This is a genomic window from Gillisella vitis (genome assembly GCF_021559775.1).
Lineage (GTDB): Bacteria > Pseudomonadota > Alphaproteobacteria > Rhizobiales > Rhizobiaceae > Allorhizobium > Allorhizobium ampelinum.
Window position 1 is genome coordinate 2408308 of record NZ_CP056047.1, and the last position, 17869, is coordinate 2426176.

The window sequence follows — 17869 nt, forward strand, 5'->3', positions numbered from 1 at the left end:
GAGTCTTTCGGGTTCAGATTGAACCAGACAGATTCTCAGTTTTTTTGTTTGTCATTTCGGGAAAACCGGTGACCACTTTTCCCTTGGCAAATTTTAAGACCAAGGGTCGAAGATGATTACCCATTCTCACCGTGAGGGCATTCCACGCGTTGCGAACAAAAATGACAGGCATCGCCGTGAATTGCATTAGATTTATTTAAATATTATAAATATACAAATAAAAACAAACCTGCGAAACGTGGCGAGAAAATTCAGGAATTCTCAATTCTTTCATGAACTGATGCAGTCGTTATTTCATCGCATGCTTGACGACAATATCCGTACAGCGCCTTGCACCCCTATCGTGGAGCGCGCTTCATCCAGATAACATGACAACACAATGCGTCGACTATACCGCATGCAACCCTATTTTTATCTATGGATCATTGGAGAATTTCTCTCAAAAACTCCAGAATATTTGAGAGGAAATTCAATAAAATCATAAATTTAAATTCTTCGGCAATTTTCTTTTATCCAAGAAATAGCAATGAGATCAGTTGGAAATTAGATAAATTTCTGCAATGCATTTTTTTACACCAACAAGGAAATTTTAGAGAATTACTTTGCAATGAAATGACCAAGCCTGCATAAGTATATTTGAATAAGAAGAAAGCTCTATCAAGATCCCCCAAAATGGGTGAAGCGATTAGGTTCAACCTTCGAAATGAATACTGCATCTTACGCTCTACCAAGGGCGACAGGATCGGACCGGGAATTTGGATCGATTCCCGGAAAAATCCGAGGCGAAAACAACAAGATCGAAAGTCCGTCAGGTGACATAGGAGCCTGGCAGACTCTAAAGAGCAGGACCGAAACATCGATATATCTGCACGTTGAAGAGTTTGATGATGATCATTTCTGCCTGGGCCGGTAACATTGTGGGAAGTGTCAGGAAGCTTGCCAGCTTCTACTGGCCCGCTTTGATTGTTTGCGCTGCGGTTTTCGTCACTATTTTTGCAATCGAAAGTCAAAATCGCAAAGCCTATCTGGAAGACAGGAAGGCCGCGATTTCCGACAAGCTCAGCCCCGTCCGCGCCCGGCTGGAAGGCAATATCAAGGCTGACATCAAGATGCTTCAGGGCCTGCTTGCCGTGCTTGAAACCGAGCCGGACATGAGCCAGGCCCGGTTTTCCGCCATTGGCCGGCGATTTTTCTCCAGGCCTGTCCGGTTGCGCTCAATCAGTCTTTCCTACGACATGCGGACAAGACTGACCTATCCGTTCATTCTCAACCAGGTTGGGCATGATTTTACCGCCAACCCGCAAGAGCAAAAAGCCGCCGTCCAGGCCGAGAACAGCAATATCTATGTCATCACAGAGCCGATGAACCTGCCGACAACAGGCAATAGTCTCGTTATCTTTTACCCCATCGCATCATCGAGCCTGAACGAACCGGCCAGCACGTCACCAGACTTGCCGGACCAGACGTCCCCTCAGGATAAGCCCTTCAGCCATGGCCTGCTGCGTGGCACCGTCGATGTGGAGCGGCTGTTTCGCGAAAGTGGCCTCTACGACCTCGATCTGAATGTCGCGCTTTACGCCGGTTCCGATACGCAGAACGCAGTCAGCACGGCGTTTTTCGGCGATCCCGCACTGATCGGCGCCAGCGCGGTGCGCATGGAGGTCAGTATCGGCGCACAGACCTGGATATTGGCGGCAGCGCCCAAGGGTGGCTGGCAACAACCTGCCAACGAAATCTGGTTCCGCCAGCTGGTAATGTTCATCCTGGCGCTGGCAATCATCACGCCTTTCCTGTGGGTCGCGCATCTGCTGATGGAACGGCAGGCCAATATTGCCGAGCTCAACGAGCAGGAACGGGAACTGCGCACTCTGTCACAACGATTGCAAATCGCGCTCGACGCCTCGCAAATCGGTGTGTGGGAAATGGATATCGGCAGCCTCGCCCTGACCTGGGACAATCGCATGCGCCAGCTCTACGATTGTGATCCGTCCCGTCCGATTGAAATCCGCGAGGATTGGAGCAACTGTCTCCATCCGGAGGATCGGGAAAGTGCCACTCACGCTCTGGCCTCGGCCATCCGCACCGGCTCCAATTACTCGACCGAGTTCCGTATTCTGGATCGCAGCGGCCAGATACGCCATATCCGCTCCTTCGGCTCGATCTATCGCGATGCCGATTTTCGCAAGAAGATCGTTGGCGTGAACTGGAACATCACCGCGGATGTCAAACTGCATGAAGCCTTGCACGATGCCAAAACCGCGCTCGAGGCCCAGAACCAGGAACTGGAAAACGCCCGGCAGATCATGGAACATACGTCCCTGCACGATCCCCTCACCGGACTTGCAAACCGACGCTTCCTCGACCGGCATCTGGCAGAGATCGAAGACCTCAGGGGTAACGGCAAATCTGTCGCTCTGCTGCATATCGATCTCGACAGGTTCAAGGAGATCAACGACACGCTGGGCCACGCGGCGGGTGATGCCATGCTGCGCCATGCTGCCAGCCAGATCAACGCCCATATGTCGCCGGGCGATTTTGCCGCGCGCATCGGCGGCGACGAATTCGTGGTGGTCAAGCACGATGAGAGCAGCCAGGCCGCAGCCCGCATCCTTGGCGAAACCCTGATCGACGCCATCAACCAGCCGATCCATTGGGAGGGCCAGGAATGCCGTGTTAGCGCCAGCATCGGCATCGCCCAGTCCTGCAATAACCACCCGCATCTGGAACAGGCATTGATCAATGCCGATATCGCGCTTTACGAGGCAAAACGGCGCGGAAAGAACCGGCTGGAATTCTTTTCCGACACGTTGAAGGAAGCGACCCTTTCCACCAAGCGCACCGCCGACGCCATTCTGCGCTCGCTGGCCGATCACGATTTCATTCCCTATTTCCAGCCGCAATTTGACGCGCACACCATGCAGATTACTGGCGTCGAGGCGCTCGCGCGCTGGCAACATCCACAGCTTGGCCTGTTGCCGCCGATTGCCTTTCTGTCGGTGGCCGAAAGCCTGAATGTCGTGGCCGCCATCGACAACAGCATTCTCGAACAATCGCTTGCCGAGGCCCGGCGCTGGCAGGAGCACGGACTGGATACGCCGCATGTCTCCGTCAATATCTCTGCCCAAAGATTGTTTGATGATGGGCTTGTCGCCCATCTACGCGATACGCCGCTTCCCGCCGGCGGCCTTGCCTTCGAATTGCTGGAATCGATCTCCTTCGACGACAAGGCGGAAGCCGCGGCAACCGCCATCAGCCAGATCAAGATCCTCGGCATCGATATCGAGATCGATGATTTCGGCACCGGCTATTCCTCGATCCTCAGCCTTTTGAAACTCTCACCTCGACGGCTGAAAATCGACAGGCAATTGACCCTGCCGATCATCGAGAGCAAGCAACAGCGACGGCTGATCGGCTCCATCGTCGAAATTGGTCGCTCGCTTGGCATTGAAATCATTGCCGAAGGTGTGGAAACCATGCAGCATGCCGACATTCTGCGCGATCTCGGCTGTCATACCTTGCAGGGCTATGGCCTCGCCCGCCCCATGAACGGCGACGACCTGTTCGCGCTTTTGAAGCGCCGATCTCTCGACCGCAAACAGGATGCCATCGCGCTCTGATGCTTTTTTGAAATGCCTTACTTTTGAACGAAAAAGGGGTCGCCTCGCTTTGCCCTGCATCGTATAGAAAGCCTTGGCGTGACATGCGTGGCCGCCATCCACCTATAATTGCACAAAGACCATTCCGTGACAGCATCGACGATTTCCCCTGTGCCTGAAAAAGACACTGCACGAGACACTGCAAAAGACAGGCACAACAGCCATGCCCGTGGCCACGAGAAACTGAGGGCCCATCTGGCCGTTCTGCTATTTGCCGTGTTGCTCGCCACCTCCTTTTCCTTTGGCGGCATGGCGACCCACATGATCGATCCGATTGCGGTCCAGGCGCTACGCTATATCGTCACCATCGCCATCACAGCTTTCCTGTGCTTCCGCATTAAGCGCTATCCGCTCAAAGCGCCACGTCGCCCGGTGCGTTTCGTGATTATCGGTGCGCTGATGGCCACCTATATGATCAGCATGTTCATCGCCCTGCAATTTACCGCCCCTGTGGCGACCGGGGCGATCTTCACGATGATGCCGCTGATGAGCGCAGGCTTCGCCTGGCTATTGATGCGCCAGAAAACCCGTGGCCGGGTGATGGTCAGCCTGGTGATTGCCGCCATCGGCGCGATCTGGGTGATCTTTCGCGGCGATGTGCAGGCGCTGATCCATTTCGACATCGGCAAGGGTGAGCTGATCTACCTCGTCGGCGTCACCGCGCATGCGATTTACGTGCCGCTGCTGCGCAAATTCAACGAGAACGAACCGGCGCTGATCTTCATGCTGTGGTCGGCGGTGGGGACGCTGGCCTTCATTCTGGTGCCGGGCCTGCCCCGGCTGATCGCCCTCGATTATGCCTCGATCTCCTGGCTTGGCTGGGGTCTGGTGCTCTATCTGGCTGTGGTGACGACGCTGATTACCTTCCTGCTGCTGCAATATGCCTCGCAGCGCCTGCCCGCCCCCAAAGTGCTGGCCTATAGCTACCTGACGCCGAGCTTCATCATTCTGCTGGAAGGCGCCATGGGCCATGGCTGGGCGCCGATGGCCGTATTTGCCGGGGCGCTAATCACCGCCGCCGGACTTCTCGCCATGGCCATGCTGCCAGACTGATACCGTCCTACCTTCAAATTTCCGGCTGAAGACCTCGCAGGAAAAGCCCTTCCAGAAACCTTGTGGCATTCTCGAACCGGTCGTCTTCCGCCGTCCCCGCGCCCAGTACGGCGCGCACCTGCACGTCGAAATCCGCGTAATGCTGGGTTGTCGACCAGATTGAAAAAATCAGGTGATAGGGATCGCAGGCGATAAGCTTGCCCGCCATGATCCAACTGCGGATCACCTCGGCCTTTTCATCGACCAGGTCTTTCAGCGGTCCTTTTAGCACATCCTCGATAATGGGCGCGCCCTGGAGGACTTCATTGGCAAACAACCGGCTTTCGCGCGGAAAATCACGGGCCATTTCCAGCTTGCGGCGGATATAGCTGCGGATTTCCTCCTGCGGATCGCCCTCGGCATCAAAGGCGCGCAGCGGCTCAAGCCAATTGGCCAGCAGCCGGTCCATCAGCACCCGGTGCATCGCCTCCTTAGTGCGGAAATAATAGAGCAGATTGGGTTTCGACATGCCCGCCACCTCGGCGATCTGGTCGATGGTCGAGCCGCGAAAGCCGCGCATGGAAAATACGTCCAGCGCCGCTTGCAGGATGACCTCCTCCTTTTCCTCCTGAATTCGCGTCCGCCTCTGCGTCTTCGATGCCCTGGCGATTGCCATGCCCTCTCCCTGTCTTCCCCATGCCTGCCTGCGCCTTGCTGCTTCCAACCCTGCCCCGGAAGCCACCAGACGCGCCTCAAAAACCGTGCGAAAGCTTTGACCGAATTTTTCGCGTTTTTCGGCTTGAGTGCGACGCCGGAAGTTGTAATGTTTACCAATCGGTCAAATATCAATCACTGCCCTGAGAAAGGCAATGGTTGGGACCGAAACAAAGGCTCAAAAATAACAAGAGCTAACAATGATGGGAACAGCGGTTTTCGATGGGCATCGAAATCCCTGCACAAATTAGGAATGGTAAAATGACGGCTCACCCCGGTGCGAACCTGCGCGTAAATGCTGACCGGCTGTGGGACAGCCTGATGGACATGGCCAAGATTGGCCCCGGCATTGCTGGCGGCAACAACCGCCAGACTTTGACCGACGAAGACGCTGAAGGCCGCGCGCTGTTCCAGAGCTGGTGCGAGGCAGCAGGCATGACCATGGGCGTGGACCAGATGGGCACGATGTTCGCCACCCGCCCCGGCACCGACCCGGATGCCCTGCCCGTTTATGTTGGCTCCCACCTCGACACCCAACCCACCGGCGGCAAATATGATGGCGTGTTGGGCGTGCTGGCCGCGCTGGAAGTGGTGCGTTCCATGAACGACCTTGGCGTTAAAACCAAACATCCGATTGTTGTCACCAACTGGGCCAATGAAGAAGGCGCGCGCTTTGCCCCGGCGATGCTGGCATCCGGCGTGTTTGCGGGCATGCATACACTGAATTACGCCTATTCCCGCAAAGATCCAGACGGCAAGTCTTACGGCGATGAGCTGAAGCGCATTGGCTGGCTGGGCGAGGAAGAGGTGGGGGCGCGCAAGATGCACGCCTATTTCGAATATCACATTGAGCAAGGGCCTATTCTGGAAGCCGAGAGCAAGCAGATCGGCGTTGTCACCCACTGTCAGGGCCTGTGGTGGCTGGAATTTACGCTCACAGGCCGTGAAGCGCATACTGGCTCCACTCCCATGGCCTTACGCGTCAACGCTGGTCTGGCCATGAGCCGGATTATCGAGATGGTGCAGGATGTGGCGATGAGCGAACAGCCGGGTGCAGTTGGCGGCGTCGGCCAAGTGTTTTTCTCGCCCAACTCGCGCAATGTGCTGCCGGGCAAAGTGGTGTTCACGGTGGATATCCGCACACCGAGCCAAGACAAACTCGACCGGATGCGGGCGAAGATTGAAGCCGAAGCCGCAACGATTTGCGAAGCGCTGGGCGTTGGCTGCTCGGTGGAAGCCGTTGGCCATTTCGATCCCGTGACCTTCGATCCCACACTGGTGGGCCGCGTGCGCGATGCCGCCGAGCGGTTGGGTTACAGCCACATGAACATCATTTCCGGCGCTGGCCATGATGCCTGCTGGGCAGCGCGGGTTGCGCCATCGACGATGATTATGTGCCCTTGCGTGGGTGGGCTTTCGCATAATGAGGCGGAAGAGATTTCCAAGGATTGGGCTGGTGCCGGGTGTGATGTGTTGTTGCACGCGGTGTTGGAGACGGCGGAGGTTGTGGGGTGATGGGCAGCAGGATCGTTTTGATCTGCCGCCTACCCCCCTCTGCCCTGCCGGGCATCTCCCCCTCAAGGGGGGAGATCAGGTAGACGACACGCCCAATCCTACGGCCTAAATAGGGATGCGAGGCAAACCGCAGATCGATCTCCCCCCTTGAGGGGGAGATGGCTGGCAAGCCAGAGGGGGGGAGCCGCAAATATAACCGCTTGAATGACAACCAAAACCAACACGGGTGAACACACATGAGCACAGTCATCAAGAACGGCACCGTCGTCACAGCCGATCTCACCTACAAAGCCGATGTGAAAATCGAGGGCGGAGTCATCACCGAAATCGGCCCCGATCTTTCCGCCGATACCGTGCTGGATGCCTCCGGCTGTTACATCATGCCGGGTGGTATTGATCCGCATGTGCATCTGGAAATGCCGTTCATGGGCACCTATTCCGCCGATGATTTTGAAAGCGGCACCCGTGCGGGTCTGGCTGGCGGCACCACCATGGTGGTGGATTTCTGTCTGCCCGATCCCGGCCAATCGCTGCTGGAAGCGCTGACCCGCTGGGACAATAAATCCACCCGCGCCAATTGCGATTACTCCTTCCACATGGCCATCACCTCATGGGATGAGCGCATTTTCAACGAGATGCAGACCATTGTGCAAGACAAGGGCATCAACACCTTCAAACACTTCATGGCCTATAAGGGGGCCTTGATGGTGAATGATGACGAGATGTTCGCCTCATTCTCGCGCTGCGCCGAGCTGGGTGCGCTGCCGCTGGTGCATGCCGAAAATGGCGATGTGGTCGCGGCCATGTCGGCCAAGCTTCTGGCTGAGGGCAATGATGGGCCGGAGGCCCACGCCTATTCCCGCCCTGCTGAAGTGGAGGGCGAAGCCACCAACCGCGCCATCATGCTGGCCGATATGGCGGGCGTGCCGCTCTATGTGGTGCATACCTCTTGCGAACAAGCGCATGAGGCCATCCGCCGCGCCCGGCAAAAGGGCATGCGGGTCTATGGTGAGCCGCTGATTCAGCATCTGACGCTGGATGAGAGCGAATATTTCGACAAGGATTGGGACCACGCCGCCCGCCGGGTGATGTCGCCGCCGTTCCGCAACAAGCAGCATCAGGATAGCCTCTGGGCTGGCCTGCAATCCGGCTCGCTGTCTTGCGTTGCCACCGACCATTGCGCCTTTACCACAGAGCAAAAACGGTTTGGCGTCGGCAATTTCACCAAAATCCCCAATGGCACCGGCGGGTTGGAAGATCGCTTGCCGATGCTGTGGACCTATGGCGTGGCCACGGGCCGCTTGACCATGAACGAGTTCGTGGCCGTCACCTCCACCAACATCGCCAAAATCCTCAATATCTATCCGAAGAAGGGCGCGATCCTTGTGGGAGCCGATGCCGATATTGTGGTGTGGGACCCGAAACGCTCCAAAACCATCTCGGCCAGCAACCAGCAATCGGCCATTGATTACAATGTGTTTGAAGGCAAAACCGTCACCGGCCTTCCGCGCTTTACGCTCACCCGTGGCGTGGTGGCGATTGAGGAAAGCACGGTGAAAACGCAGGAAGGCCACGGCAAGTTTGTGAAGCGAGAGCCTTATCCGGCGGTGAGCAAGGCGCTTTCTACGTGGAAGGAATTGGTGTCGCCGCGTAAAGTGGAGCGTACGGGCATTCCGGCCAGCGGGGTTTAAGTTGAGAAAACGTCGAATAATAGGTGCTTATTGCTGCGCAATTTTCGCAGGATTGATCGTTTTTGACATCATTACGATTATGCTAATCGCAGCAATTCCACTCTTCTCAGGAGAAACAGCTCTCTCATGGAAAAACCTGAGGGATAGCAGTCTAGTTACTATAGGAGTAACGCTGTTTGCGCTCATTTTCCAATTTCCTATCGCCCTTCTTGGAGCATTGCCGTTCACGGCCTACTTCTTTTCCAAAGTAGGTAGATTTTGGTCAATATCACAAAAGAACTTTGTACTTTATGGATGTCTTGTTCCGGGCCTTGCAATGATTGGTCTTACTCTCGTTTTCTTTGTGAACCCGTCTGGTGGCACCGCCGAACCCATGGGCAATTGGCCACTGGATTATTGGCCGCTTGGCGGAAAAAGATCGGGGAACTCTATCATGGATTATATTTTTCCAGCTCTGACGTTGAGTATTTTAGCCATACCGGGTGGTGGCGTAGCGGGGTTAATCTTCTGGCGGATTGGCTTTCGGAATCAAGAATTACATCAACAGAAATCTAACGTGACACTATGACAGGAAATCCCTACTCCGTCGTCTCCGCCAAAGATCTCTGTCTGACCTTCCAGACCAATGATGGGCCGGTGCATGCGCTGTCCAACGTGGATCTGGAGGTGAAAAAGGGCGATTTTGTTTCCTTCATTGGCCCATCCGGCTGCGGCAAAACCACGTTTTTGCGGGTCATTGCCGATCTGGAAAAGCACACATCCGGCACCATCACCGTCAATGGCATGACGCCGGAGAATGCGCGCAAGGAACGTTCCTACGGCTATGTTTTTCAGGCAGCAGCGCTTTATCCATGGCGCACGATTGAGCAGAACATCGCCCTGCCACTGGAGATCATGGCCTATAGCCCGGATGAGAAGAAAAAGCGGATTGAGCAAACACTGGAACTGGTCAATCTCGCAGGCTTTGGCAAGAAATTCCCCTGGCAGCTCTCCGGCGGCATGCAGCAGCGCGCCTCAATTGCCCGTGCGCTGGCGTTTGATGCCGACCTGTTGTTGATGGATGAACCCTTTGGCGCGCTGGATGAAATTGTCCGCGACCATTTGAACGAGCAATTGTTAAAACTGTGGGATCGCACCAACAAGACCATCTGTTTTGTCACACACTCGATTCCAGAGGCGGTTTATCTCTCAACCAAAATCGTGGTGATGAGCCCCCGGCCCGGTCGTGTGACCGATGTGATTGAATCGACCCTGCCACGGGAGCGACCGCTGGATATTCGCGAAAGCCCGGAGTTTCTGGCCATTGCCCATCGGGTGCGCGAAGGTTTGCGGGCGGGGCATAGTTATGAGGAATAGACTTCTCCCCATCCTCACCGTCATCCTTGCCATCCTAATCATCTGGCATGTCTTTGTGGTTATTCTCAACGCGCCCTTTGTGCGCGATCAGGCAGCGCGAGCGGGGGAAACCATCACCACCGCGCAAGTGATTGAGCAAACCTTCAATCAGGAACGCCCGGTCCTTCCCGCCCCGCACCAGATCATTGTCGAGTTGTGGGATACCACCATCGACAAACCCATTACCTCCAAGCGCAGCCTTGTTTATCATGCATGGATCACCCTTTCCGCCACGCTCATGGGCTTTGGCATGGGCACAGCCCTTGGCATTCTGCTGGCCATAGCGATTGTGCATAACCGTGCCGTTGATAAATCGCTGATGCCGTGGGTGATTGCCAGCCAGACCATTCCCATCATTGCCGTGGCCCCGATGATTATTGTGGTGCTAAACGCCATTGGCATTTCAGGCCTAATGCCCAAGGCGCTGATTTCCACCTATCTCTCCTTTTTCCCGGTGGTGGTGGGCATGGTCAAAGGCCTGCGCAGTCCCGACGCCATTCTGATTGATCTGATGCGCACCTATTATGCCAGCAACACCCAGACATTTTGGAAACTGCGCATGCCCGCCGCCATGCCCTATCTATTTACCTCGCTGAAAGTGGCCATTGCGATTTCGCTGGTGGGGGCCATTGTGGGTGAATTACCAACCGGAGCCGTCGCGGGCCTTGGCGCACGGCTGTTGTCCGGCTCTTACTATGGTCAGACGGTACAAATCTGGGCAGCGCTGTTTATGGCGGCGGGGTTGGCGGCGCTGTTGGTGGCCATCGTCGGGCTTGCCCACACGGCGGTGTTGAAACGCATGGGAGAGCGGGCATGAGTGGGTATCTGCTGTTTGCGCTGATCTTCTGGCTCACCACTTGGGGCGTGAATGAATGGCTGGTGCGCCAGCATTTCGCTGCCCTGCCCGCCCAGCGCGCCGCCAATATTGCGGTGCCGCTTCTGTTTGGCATCACGCTTCTGGTCATCTGGGAATGCGTGGTGCGTGGCTTTGATATCCCCTCCATTCTGCTGCCCGCCCCCAGCATGATCTGGACGCGGCTGATCCATTCCCTGCCCATCCTCTGGGCTGATTTTCAGCAGACGTTTTTGAAATCGGTGCTGACGGGCTATGTCGCAGGCTGTGGCCTTGGCTTTATCGTGGCCGTGTTGATTGATCGCTCACCTTTTCTGAAACAAGGCCTGTTGCCGATTGGCAATTTCGTCTCGGCCCTGCCCGTGGTCGGCGTGGCCCCGATCATGGTGATGTGGTTCGGGTTTGATTGGCCATCAAAAGTCGCCGTCGTGGTGATCATGACCTTCTTCCCCATGCTGGTAAACACCGTGCAGGGCCTATCTGCGGCAAGCACCATGGAGCGCGATTTGATGCGCACCTATGCCGCCAGCTGGTGGCAAACGCTGATCAAGCTGCGGCTTCCCGCCGCATGGCCGTTTATCTTCAACGCCTTGAAAATCAATTCCACGCTGGCGCTGATTGGGGCGATTGTCGCCGAGTTTTTCGGCACCCCCATCGTCGGCATGGGCTTTCGCATTTCCACCGAGGTGGGCCGCAGCAATGTCGATATGGTCTGGGCGGAAATTGCGGTGGCGGCGCTGGCGGGTTCGGTTTTCTATGGCTTGGTGGCGCTGACTGAAAAAGCCGTCACCTTCTGGCATCCGTCTGTCCGTGGTGGGCAGCGCTGATAAAACATGAGATAACAAGAGAGGGAACGATCATGAAAAGCAAAATCACCACACTCCTCATGGCTGCTGGCATTTCCATGCTGGCTATTCAGGCCCATGCTGCCGATAAGCTGACCCTGCAATTGAAATGGGTCACGCAGGCACAGTTCGCTGGCTATTACGTCGCCAAAGACAAGGGCTATTACAAAGAAGAAGGCCTTGATGTCGATATCAAGCCCGGCGGCCCGGACATTGCGCCCGCGCAAGTGCTGGCTGGTGGCGGTGCCGATGTGATTGTCGATTGGTTACCATCCGCCTTGGCCACCCGCGAAAAAGGCGTGCCGCTGGTCAATATCGCCCAGCCGTTCAAGCATTCGGGCATGATGCTGACCTGTCTGAAGGAAAGCGGCGTCAAGACGCCTGCCGATTTCAAGGGCAAGACGCTGGGCGTGTGGTTCTTCGGCAATGAATACCCGTTCCTGTCGTGGATGGCGCATCTGGGCATCAAAACCGATGGCAGCGCGGATGGCGTAAAAGTGCTGAAACAGGGCTTCAACGTGGATCCGCTGTTGCAAAAGCAGGCCGCCTGCATTTCCACCATGACCTATAATGAATATTGGCAGGTCATCGATGCTGGCATCAAGCCGGATCAGTTGATCACCTTCCCCTATGAAAAGGAAGGCGTTGCCACGCTGGAAGACGGCCTCTACGTGCTGGAGCCAAAGCTGAAAGACCCGGCATTTAAGGAAAAGATGGTCAAGTTCGTCCGCGCCTCAATGAAGGGCTGGAAATGGGCTGAAAAGAACCCGGATGCCGCAGCAGGCATTGTGCTCGACAACGACGCCTCCGGTGCCCAAACCGAAAAACACCAGAAGCGGATGATGGGCGAAATTGCCAAGCTGACCGAAGGCTCCAAGGGCGCGCTGGACGAGGCCGATTACAAACGCACCGTGGCCACCCTGCTGGGCGGCGGTTCTGATCCGGTGATTAGCAAAGAACCTGTGGGCGCCTACACCCATGAAATTACCGATGCCGCGCTGAAATAGGCAGATCCAACTTTCAATTTTATCGTGTATTCGCCGCCAGGGTTCTCATCCCGTTCCCTGGCGGCGGGGTTCCCAGAGGCTGACTGATCGGCCCCGCTGAGCTTGCCCTAACCCTTTTATTTCATGGGATTTTCATATTGGCACAGGCCCGACTACCGCGTGCGGGCAAAACCGGGTTTACCACACAAGCCGATCCGCGATCAGGTCTAAGCCGCGCGCTTTCCTTTAACTATTATTGCAATGCAACCTCTTCGCTGCACCGGCTCTGTCTGCGGCGGGATTGCGCTGCAACCGCCCCTGTCGTAACGTAAGCCTATTAAAAACCCGGGTTTTCCGTTGATCGGCAAACCTGACATTGTATTTAAAACCATTTCGACAATATTAGCGTATTATGGGTTTTCCATAGATCCCCAGGGATTTGAATAGACATGTTTGAAATCGTATCGTCCCTGGTCACAGCGCGCCCCGGGAAAAAGGCTCGCGCCCGCTCCGCCTTCGTCCGCAAGGCCGCGATCCGGCGTGATAAATCAGGCATTGGGAGGATACCAGGGGTGACGGACAGTCGGGTTGGAACTTTGCGCGTCAGGCCAATCATCCTCGTTCTGACGCTGTTTCTGTCGGTCAGCCAGGGCTGTTTTATACCGTCTGCGAACGCGCAATCTCCTGAGCCCGCAGCCAGCACCGATGCCCAGCTCCCGGCCATCGTCGTTGCCAAAGCCAGCACCCAGAGCCTGACCGACAAGGTGATCGGCACCGGAAGCGTCAAGGCCGTCGAGGAAATTTACGTCCAGCCTGAAGTGGATGGAATAGCCATTCGCAATCTTCTGGCCGATGTCGGCGACAAGGTGAAGGCGGGTCAAGTTCTGGCAACGCTGGATGGCGACAGCCTGATCCTGCAAAAGGCGCAGTATGCCGCCAACCAGGCCAAGGCCGAGGCCTCTCTTGCCCAGTACAAGATCCAGTTGATCGATGCGCAGGCCAGTGCAGCAGAAGCGGAACGCCAATTGGCGCGCGGCCAGTCGCTGGTCTCCGGCGGCACGATTTCCACCGCCCAGGTCCAGCAATATGAGACCTCCGCCATCAATGCCCGCAACAAGGTGGACAGCGCCCGCCAGTCCATCGCCATTGCCGAGGCCGAATTGAAAGTGGTGATCAGCCAGGTCGCCGATCTCAACCTGAAACTGGCCCGCACCGATATCAAAGCGCCGTTCGGCGGGTTGATCACCGCCCGCAATGCCCGCATCGGCGCCATTGCTGCCGGCACCGGCCAGCCGCTGTTCACCATTATCCGCGACAGCAAGATCGAGCTGGTGGCCGAAGTATCCGAAAGCGATATGCAAAAAATGCGAATAGGCCAACCGGCCGAAATCGCCATTGCTGGACAGGCAACGCCGATCAGCGGCCATGTGCGGCTGATCTCACCCGCCATCAGCCCAACGACCAGGCTGGGCGAGGTCCATATTTTGCTTGATGATAGCGATGCGGCCCGCCAAGGCATGTATGCCAGCGCCTTGATTACCATTACATCCGCCTCAGGCATTGCCCTGCCCTTGTCCGCAATCGACAGCGGCAAGGCCGGGAGCTTTACCCGCATCGTGGAGAATGGCGTGGTCCGCCAAGTGAAAATCGAGACCGGCATTATCGAAAACGGCTTTATCCTGGTGACATCAGGCGTCAAGCCGGGCGATCTGGTGGTGCTGAAAGCAGGCGCTTTCGTGCGCGATGGCGACAAGGTCAGGCCGGTGCTTGAAACCGTGAGCCAGACCGGCGCAATATCCAACTGACGAGGCAAGACGATGAATTTCTCCGCCTGGTCAATCCGCAATCCGATAGCACCACTGCTGGGCTTCTTCCTGCTGATGGTGCTGGGCATCCAGTCCTTCAACAGCCTGCCCATTACCCGCTTTCCGAATATCGATGTGGCCGTCGTGTCGATCAGCGTCACCCAGAGCGGGGCGTCGCCGTCGGAACTGGAAATGCAGGTGACCAAGGAAATCGAGGATGCGGTCGCCTCGATCAACGGCGTCGACGAGATTTCCTCCAAGGTCAATGACGGCGTGTCGGTCACCTCGGTGGTGTTCCGCATCGAAATTCCCACCCAGCAGGCCGTTCAGGATGTCAAGGATGCGGTGGATCGGATCCGCAACGATCTGCCCGCTGGCGTCGATGAGCCAATCGTCAACAAGGTCGATGTCGAAGGTCAGGCAATCCAGACCTTTGCCGTCTCCGCCCCGAGCATGACGCTCGAAGAATTGTCCTGGTTCGTCGATGACACAATCAAACGCGCGCTGCAGGGCCAGAAAGGCATTGGCCGCATCGACAGGATCGGCGGTGCCGACCGCGAGATCAGGATCGAACTGGACCCGGATCGGCTGAACGCGCTGGGTATTACCGCCGCCGACGTCAACAAGCAATTGCGCGGCACCAATGTCGATATCGGCTCGGGACGGGGCCAGGTGGCTGGCGCCGAACAGGCGATCCGCGTGCTGGGCGATACCCGTAATGTCCAGGCGCTCGCCACCACCACTATTGCCATTTCCTCGGACCGCTTCGTCAAGCTTGCCGATCTTGGCCGGATCATCGACAGCTATACGGAGCCGAAAAGTTTCGCCCTGTTCGACAACCAGCCGGTGGTGTCCTTCTCGGTGTTCCGCTCCAAGGGGGCCTCCGACGTGGCCGTCGCCGAACTGGTGGCCAAAAGCCTCGATGAGGTGCGGGCCAAAAATCCTGATGTCGGCATCAACCTGATCAGCGATTTCGTCTATTTCACCTATGGCAATTACACCGCCGCTATCGATACCCTGCTGGAAGGGGCAATCCTGGCGGTCATCGTGGTGTTCCTGTTCCTGAAAAACTGGCGGGCAACGCTTATTTCGGCCATTGCCCTGCCGCTTTCCGCCATACCGACCTTCTGGATCCTCGAGATGATGGGCTTTTCGCTCAATCTCGTCAGCTTCCTCGCCCTGACACTGGCGACCGGCATTCTGGTGGACGACGCCATCGTCGAAATCGAAAATATCGCCCGCCATATCAAGATGGGCAAGACGCCCTATCGGGCCGCTATCGAGGCTGCCGACGAAATCGGCCTTGCCGTCATCGCCACCACCTTCACCATTGTGGCCGTCTTCGTGCCCGTGTCCTTCATGGGCGGCATTCCCGGTCAGTATTTCATCCAGTTCGGCCTGACGGTCGCCTTTTCCGTGCTGTTTTCGCTGCTGGTCGCACGGCTGATCACCCCGATGATGGCCGCCTACCTGATGCGGCCGGAAGACGGCCATGACGAGGACGAAGGGCAGGAAGGCCGCTTCATGCGGCTCTATACGCGGCTTGTCCTGACGACCACCAGCACATGGTATCGCCGCTATCTGACACTGGCGGCAGCGCTGGTGTTTCTGGTGGTATCTGTCGGCCTGCTGATGCAGGTTCCGACCAGCTTCCTGCCGCCAGAAGATGCCGGGCGCATCACGCTTTCAATAGAACTGCCGCCCAATGCCACGCTTGATGAAACCGAAAGCCGGGCCAGGCAGATCACCGAGACCCTGAAGCCGCTTGCCGGCGTGCAATCGGTCTTTGTCCAGGGCGGCACCTCGCCCAGTGGCGATCTGGAACTGCGGCGGGCGTCCGTAACCCTGCAACTCTTCCGCATCGAGCATTCGCTGGTCAAAACCGTGGTCAACAAACTGATCGGCGGCCTGCCGCTGATCGGCCCTTACCTGCCGAAAATGACCGTCGACGGCCGCACGATCCCGCAATGGCAGATTGAAAAACAGGTCTTTGCCAAGCTGCATGACATTCCCGATATGCGCGTCCAGAAAATGAACGATCGCGGTGCCCGCGACATGGCATTCTACTTCCTCTCCAAGAACGAAGAGGATCTGACAGAAGCAGTCAGCATTCTGGAGGCGAAATTGCGCACCGTACCGGTGCTGGCCAATGTCAGCGCCGATGGCTCACTGCCGCGCCCGGAATTGCAGATCCGTCCGAAAACCGATGAAATGGCCAGATTGGGCATTACCGCCCAGCAGGTTTCCGAAACCCTTCGCGTCGCAACCATCGGCGATATCGACGCGCAATTGCCGAAAATCTCACTGGATGGCCGGTTGATCCCGATCCGGGTTCAAGCGGCGCTTGGCCAGCGTCGCGACCTTGGTGCTATCAGGGCGCTGAAAATCAAGTCTGCGTCCGGTTCCATGGTGCCGCTCTCCACCGTGGTCGATATCGATTACACCCAAGGCATCAGCTCGATCAAACGCAATCACCGCGACCGTGTGGTCTCAATCGGCGCCGACCTGCCGCAGGGCGTGGCGCTCGATACGGCGACGGCGGCGTTCAAGCAGGCGGTTGCCTCCGCCAAGATTCCCGCCAGCGTCTATCTGAAGGAAACCGGCGACACCAAGGTCCAGAAGGAAATGCTGGCGAGCTTCGTCAACGCGATGATCCTGGGCCTGCTGCTGGTGCTGATCGTGCTGATCCTGCTGTTCAAGGACATCATCCAGCCCTTTACCATCCTTCTGTCGCTGCCGCTGGCCGTCGGCGGCGTGGCCGTGGCGTTGATCATCACCCATAATGCACTGTCCATGCCCGTGCTGATCGGCATCCTGATGCTGATGGGGATCGTCACCAAAAACGCCATCCTGCTGATCGATTTTGCCATCGAAATGCGCCGCCACGGCATGGAACGTGTCGAAGCCATGGTCGAGGCGGGCCGCAAGCGCGCCAGACCGATCATCATGACCTCGATTGCCATGTCGGCGGGCATGCTGCCCTCGGCGCTGGGCGTCGGCGAAGGCGGCTCGTTCCGCTCCCCCATGGCCATCGCCGTGATCGGCGGCATCATCGTCTCGACAGTGATGAGCCTTGTCGTCGTCCCCTCCTTCTTCCTTGTGATGGACGATCTGTCACGCCTGCTGGGTGTCATCTTCGGTCGGCTGGTCGGCACCAGGGAACAGGAACGAGAGCCGCTCGACACCGCCACACTCACCAATTTACACGACCAGACCGCGGCCCAGATCTCCACGCTCGAAGCCCGCATGGATGGCCTGGAAGCCGGTGCTGCCCATCCGCCAAGACGCCTCTCAGCGGGACCGTTCGGACGAGATTGATACGAAAACCATTGAAAATGACAGATCCCACAAGGCGATATGGTAGCCATGGCGTATCG

General features: G+C 57.0%; 12 protein-coding genes. 11 read left to right on the top strand and 1 reads right to left on the bottom strand.

Going from position 1 to position 17869, the window contains the following annotated elements; all coding sequences use genetic code 11:
* Window positions 1-884 precede the first annotated feature (884 nt).
* Window positions 885-3617, top strand: coding sequence for a putative bifunctional diguanylate cyclase/phosphodiesterase (locus AVCG78_RS11395; protein ID WP_156535425.1), 2733 nt, complete (start codon window positions 885-887; stop codon window positions 3615-3617).
* A 126-nt stretch (window positions 3618-3743) separates the two neighbouring features.
* Window positions 3744-4709 carry a DMT family transporter gene (locus AVCG78_RS11400; protein ID WP_071204913.1) on the top strand — a complete coding sequence of 322 codons (966 nt, stop codon included), beginning with the start codon at window positions 3744-3746 and terminating at the stop codon, window positions 4707-4709.
* Window positions 4710-4722: 13 nt separating this feature from the next.
* Here the strand turns inward: AVCG78_RS11400 and AVCG78_RS11405 are convergent, their stop codons facing one another.
* Window positions 4723-5364 carry a TetR family transcriptional regulator C-terminal domain-containing protein gene (locus tag AVCG78_RS11405; RefSeq protein ID WP_156582845.1) on the bottom strand — a complete coding sequence of 214 codons (642 nt, stop codon included), beginning with the start codon at window positions 5362-5364 and terminating at the stop codon, window positions 4723-4725.
* Window positions 5365-5663: 299 nt separating this feature from the next.
* On the opposite strand from AVCG78_RS11405, the gene AVCG78_RS11410 reads away from it, so the two are divergent.
* The 9 genes from AVCG78_RS11410 to AVCG78_RS11450 all read left to right on the top strand — a co-directional run bounded on the left by AVCG78_RS11410 (window position 5664) and on the right by AVCG78_RS11450 (window position 17810).
* Entirely contained in the window at window positions 5664-6917 is a 1254-nt protein-coding gene (locus AVCG78_RS11410; RefSeq protein WP_071204965.1) for a Zn-dependent hydrolase, read from the top strand.
* A gap of 236 nt (window positions 6918-7153) precedes the next feature.
* The gene (gene hydA, locus AVCG78_RS11415; RefSeq protein WP_071584762.1) at window positions 7154-8608 is read left to right on the top strand and encodes a dihydropyrimidinase; all 1455 of its coding nucleotides are present in this window, start codon (window positions 7154-7156) and stop codon (window positions 8606-8608) included.
* Window position 8609: 1 nt separating this feature from the next.
* Complete coding sequence (locus tag AVCG78_RS11420; protein ID WP_139191447.1) at window positions 8610-9176, top strand: hypothetical protein; 567 nt, start codon at window positions 8610-8612, stop codon at window positions 9174-9176.
* The gene (locus AVCG78_RS11425) at window positions 9173-9964 is read left to right on the top strand and encodes an ABC transporter ATP-binding protein (RefSeq protein ID WP_071204917.1); all 792 of its coding nucleotides are present in this window, start codon (window positions 9173-9175) and stop codon (window positions 9962-9964) included. The genes AVCG78_RS11420 and AVCG78_RS11425 overlap by 4 nt, the downstream gene beginning before the upstream one ends.
* A complete protein-coding gene (locus AVCG78_RS11430; protein WP_071584761.1) occupies window positions 9954-10820 on the top strand; it encodes an ABC transporter permease in 867 nt (288 codons plus the stop codon). Before AVCG78_RS11425 ends, AVCG78_RS11430 begins: the two co-directional genes overlap by 11 nt.
* Window positions 10817-11683, top strand: a complete 867-nt coding sequence (locus AVCG78_RS11435) for an ABC transporter permease (protein WP_071204919.1) — start codon at window positions 10817-10819, stop codon at window positions 11681-11683. Before AVCG78_RS11430 ends, AVCG78_RS11435 begins: the two co-directional genes overlap by 4 nt.
* A gap of 32 nt (window positions 11684-11715) precedes the next feature.
* Complete coding sequence (locus tag AVCG78_RS11440) at window positions 11716-12708, top strand: ABC transporter substrate-binding protein (RefSeq protein ID WP_071204920.1); 993 nt, start codon at window positions 11716-11718, stop codon at window positions 12706-12708.
* Window positions 12709-13136: 428 nt separating this feature from the next.
* Window positions 13137-14492 (top strand): efflux RND transporter periplasmic adaptor subunit, encoded by a 1356-nt coding sequence (locus tag AVCG78_RS11445; RefSeq protein ID WP_234665059.1) that lies wholly within the window; start codon window positions 13137-13139, stop codon window positions 14490-14492.
* 12 nt (window positions 14493-14504) lie between these two features.
* Window positions 14505-17810, top strand: coding sequence for an efflux RND transporter permease subunit (locus tag AVCG78_RS11450; RefSeq protein WP_156582843.1), 3306 nt, complete (start codon window positions 14505-14507; stop codon window positions 17808-17810).
* Window positions 17811-17869: the final 59 nt, after the last annotated feature.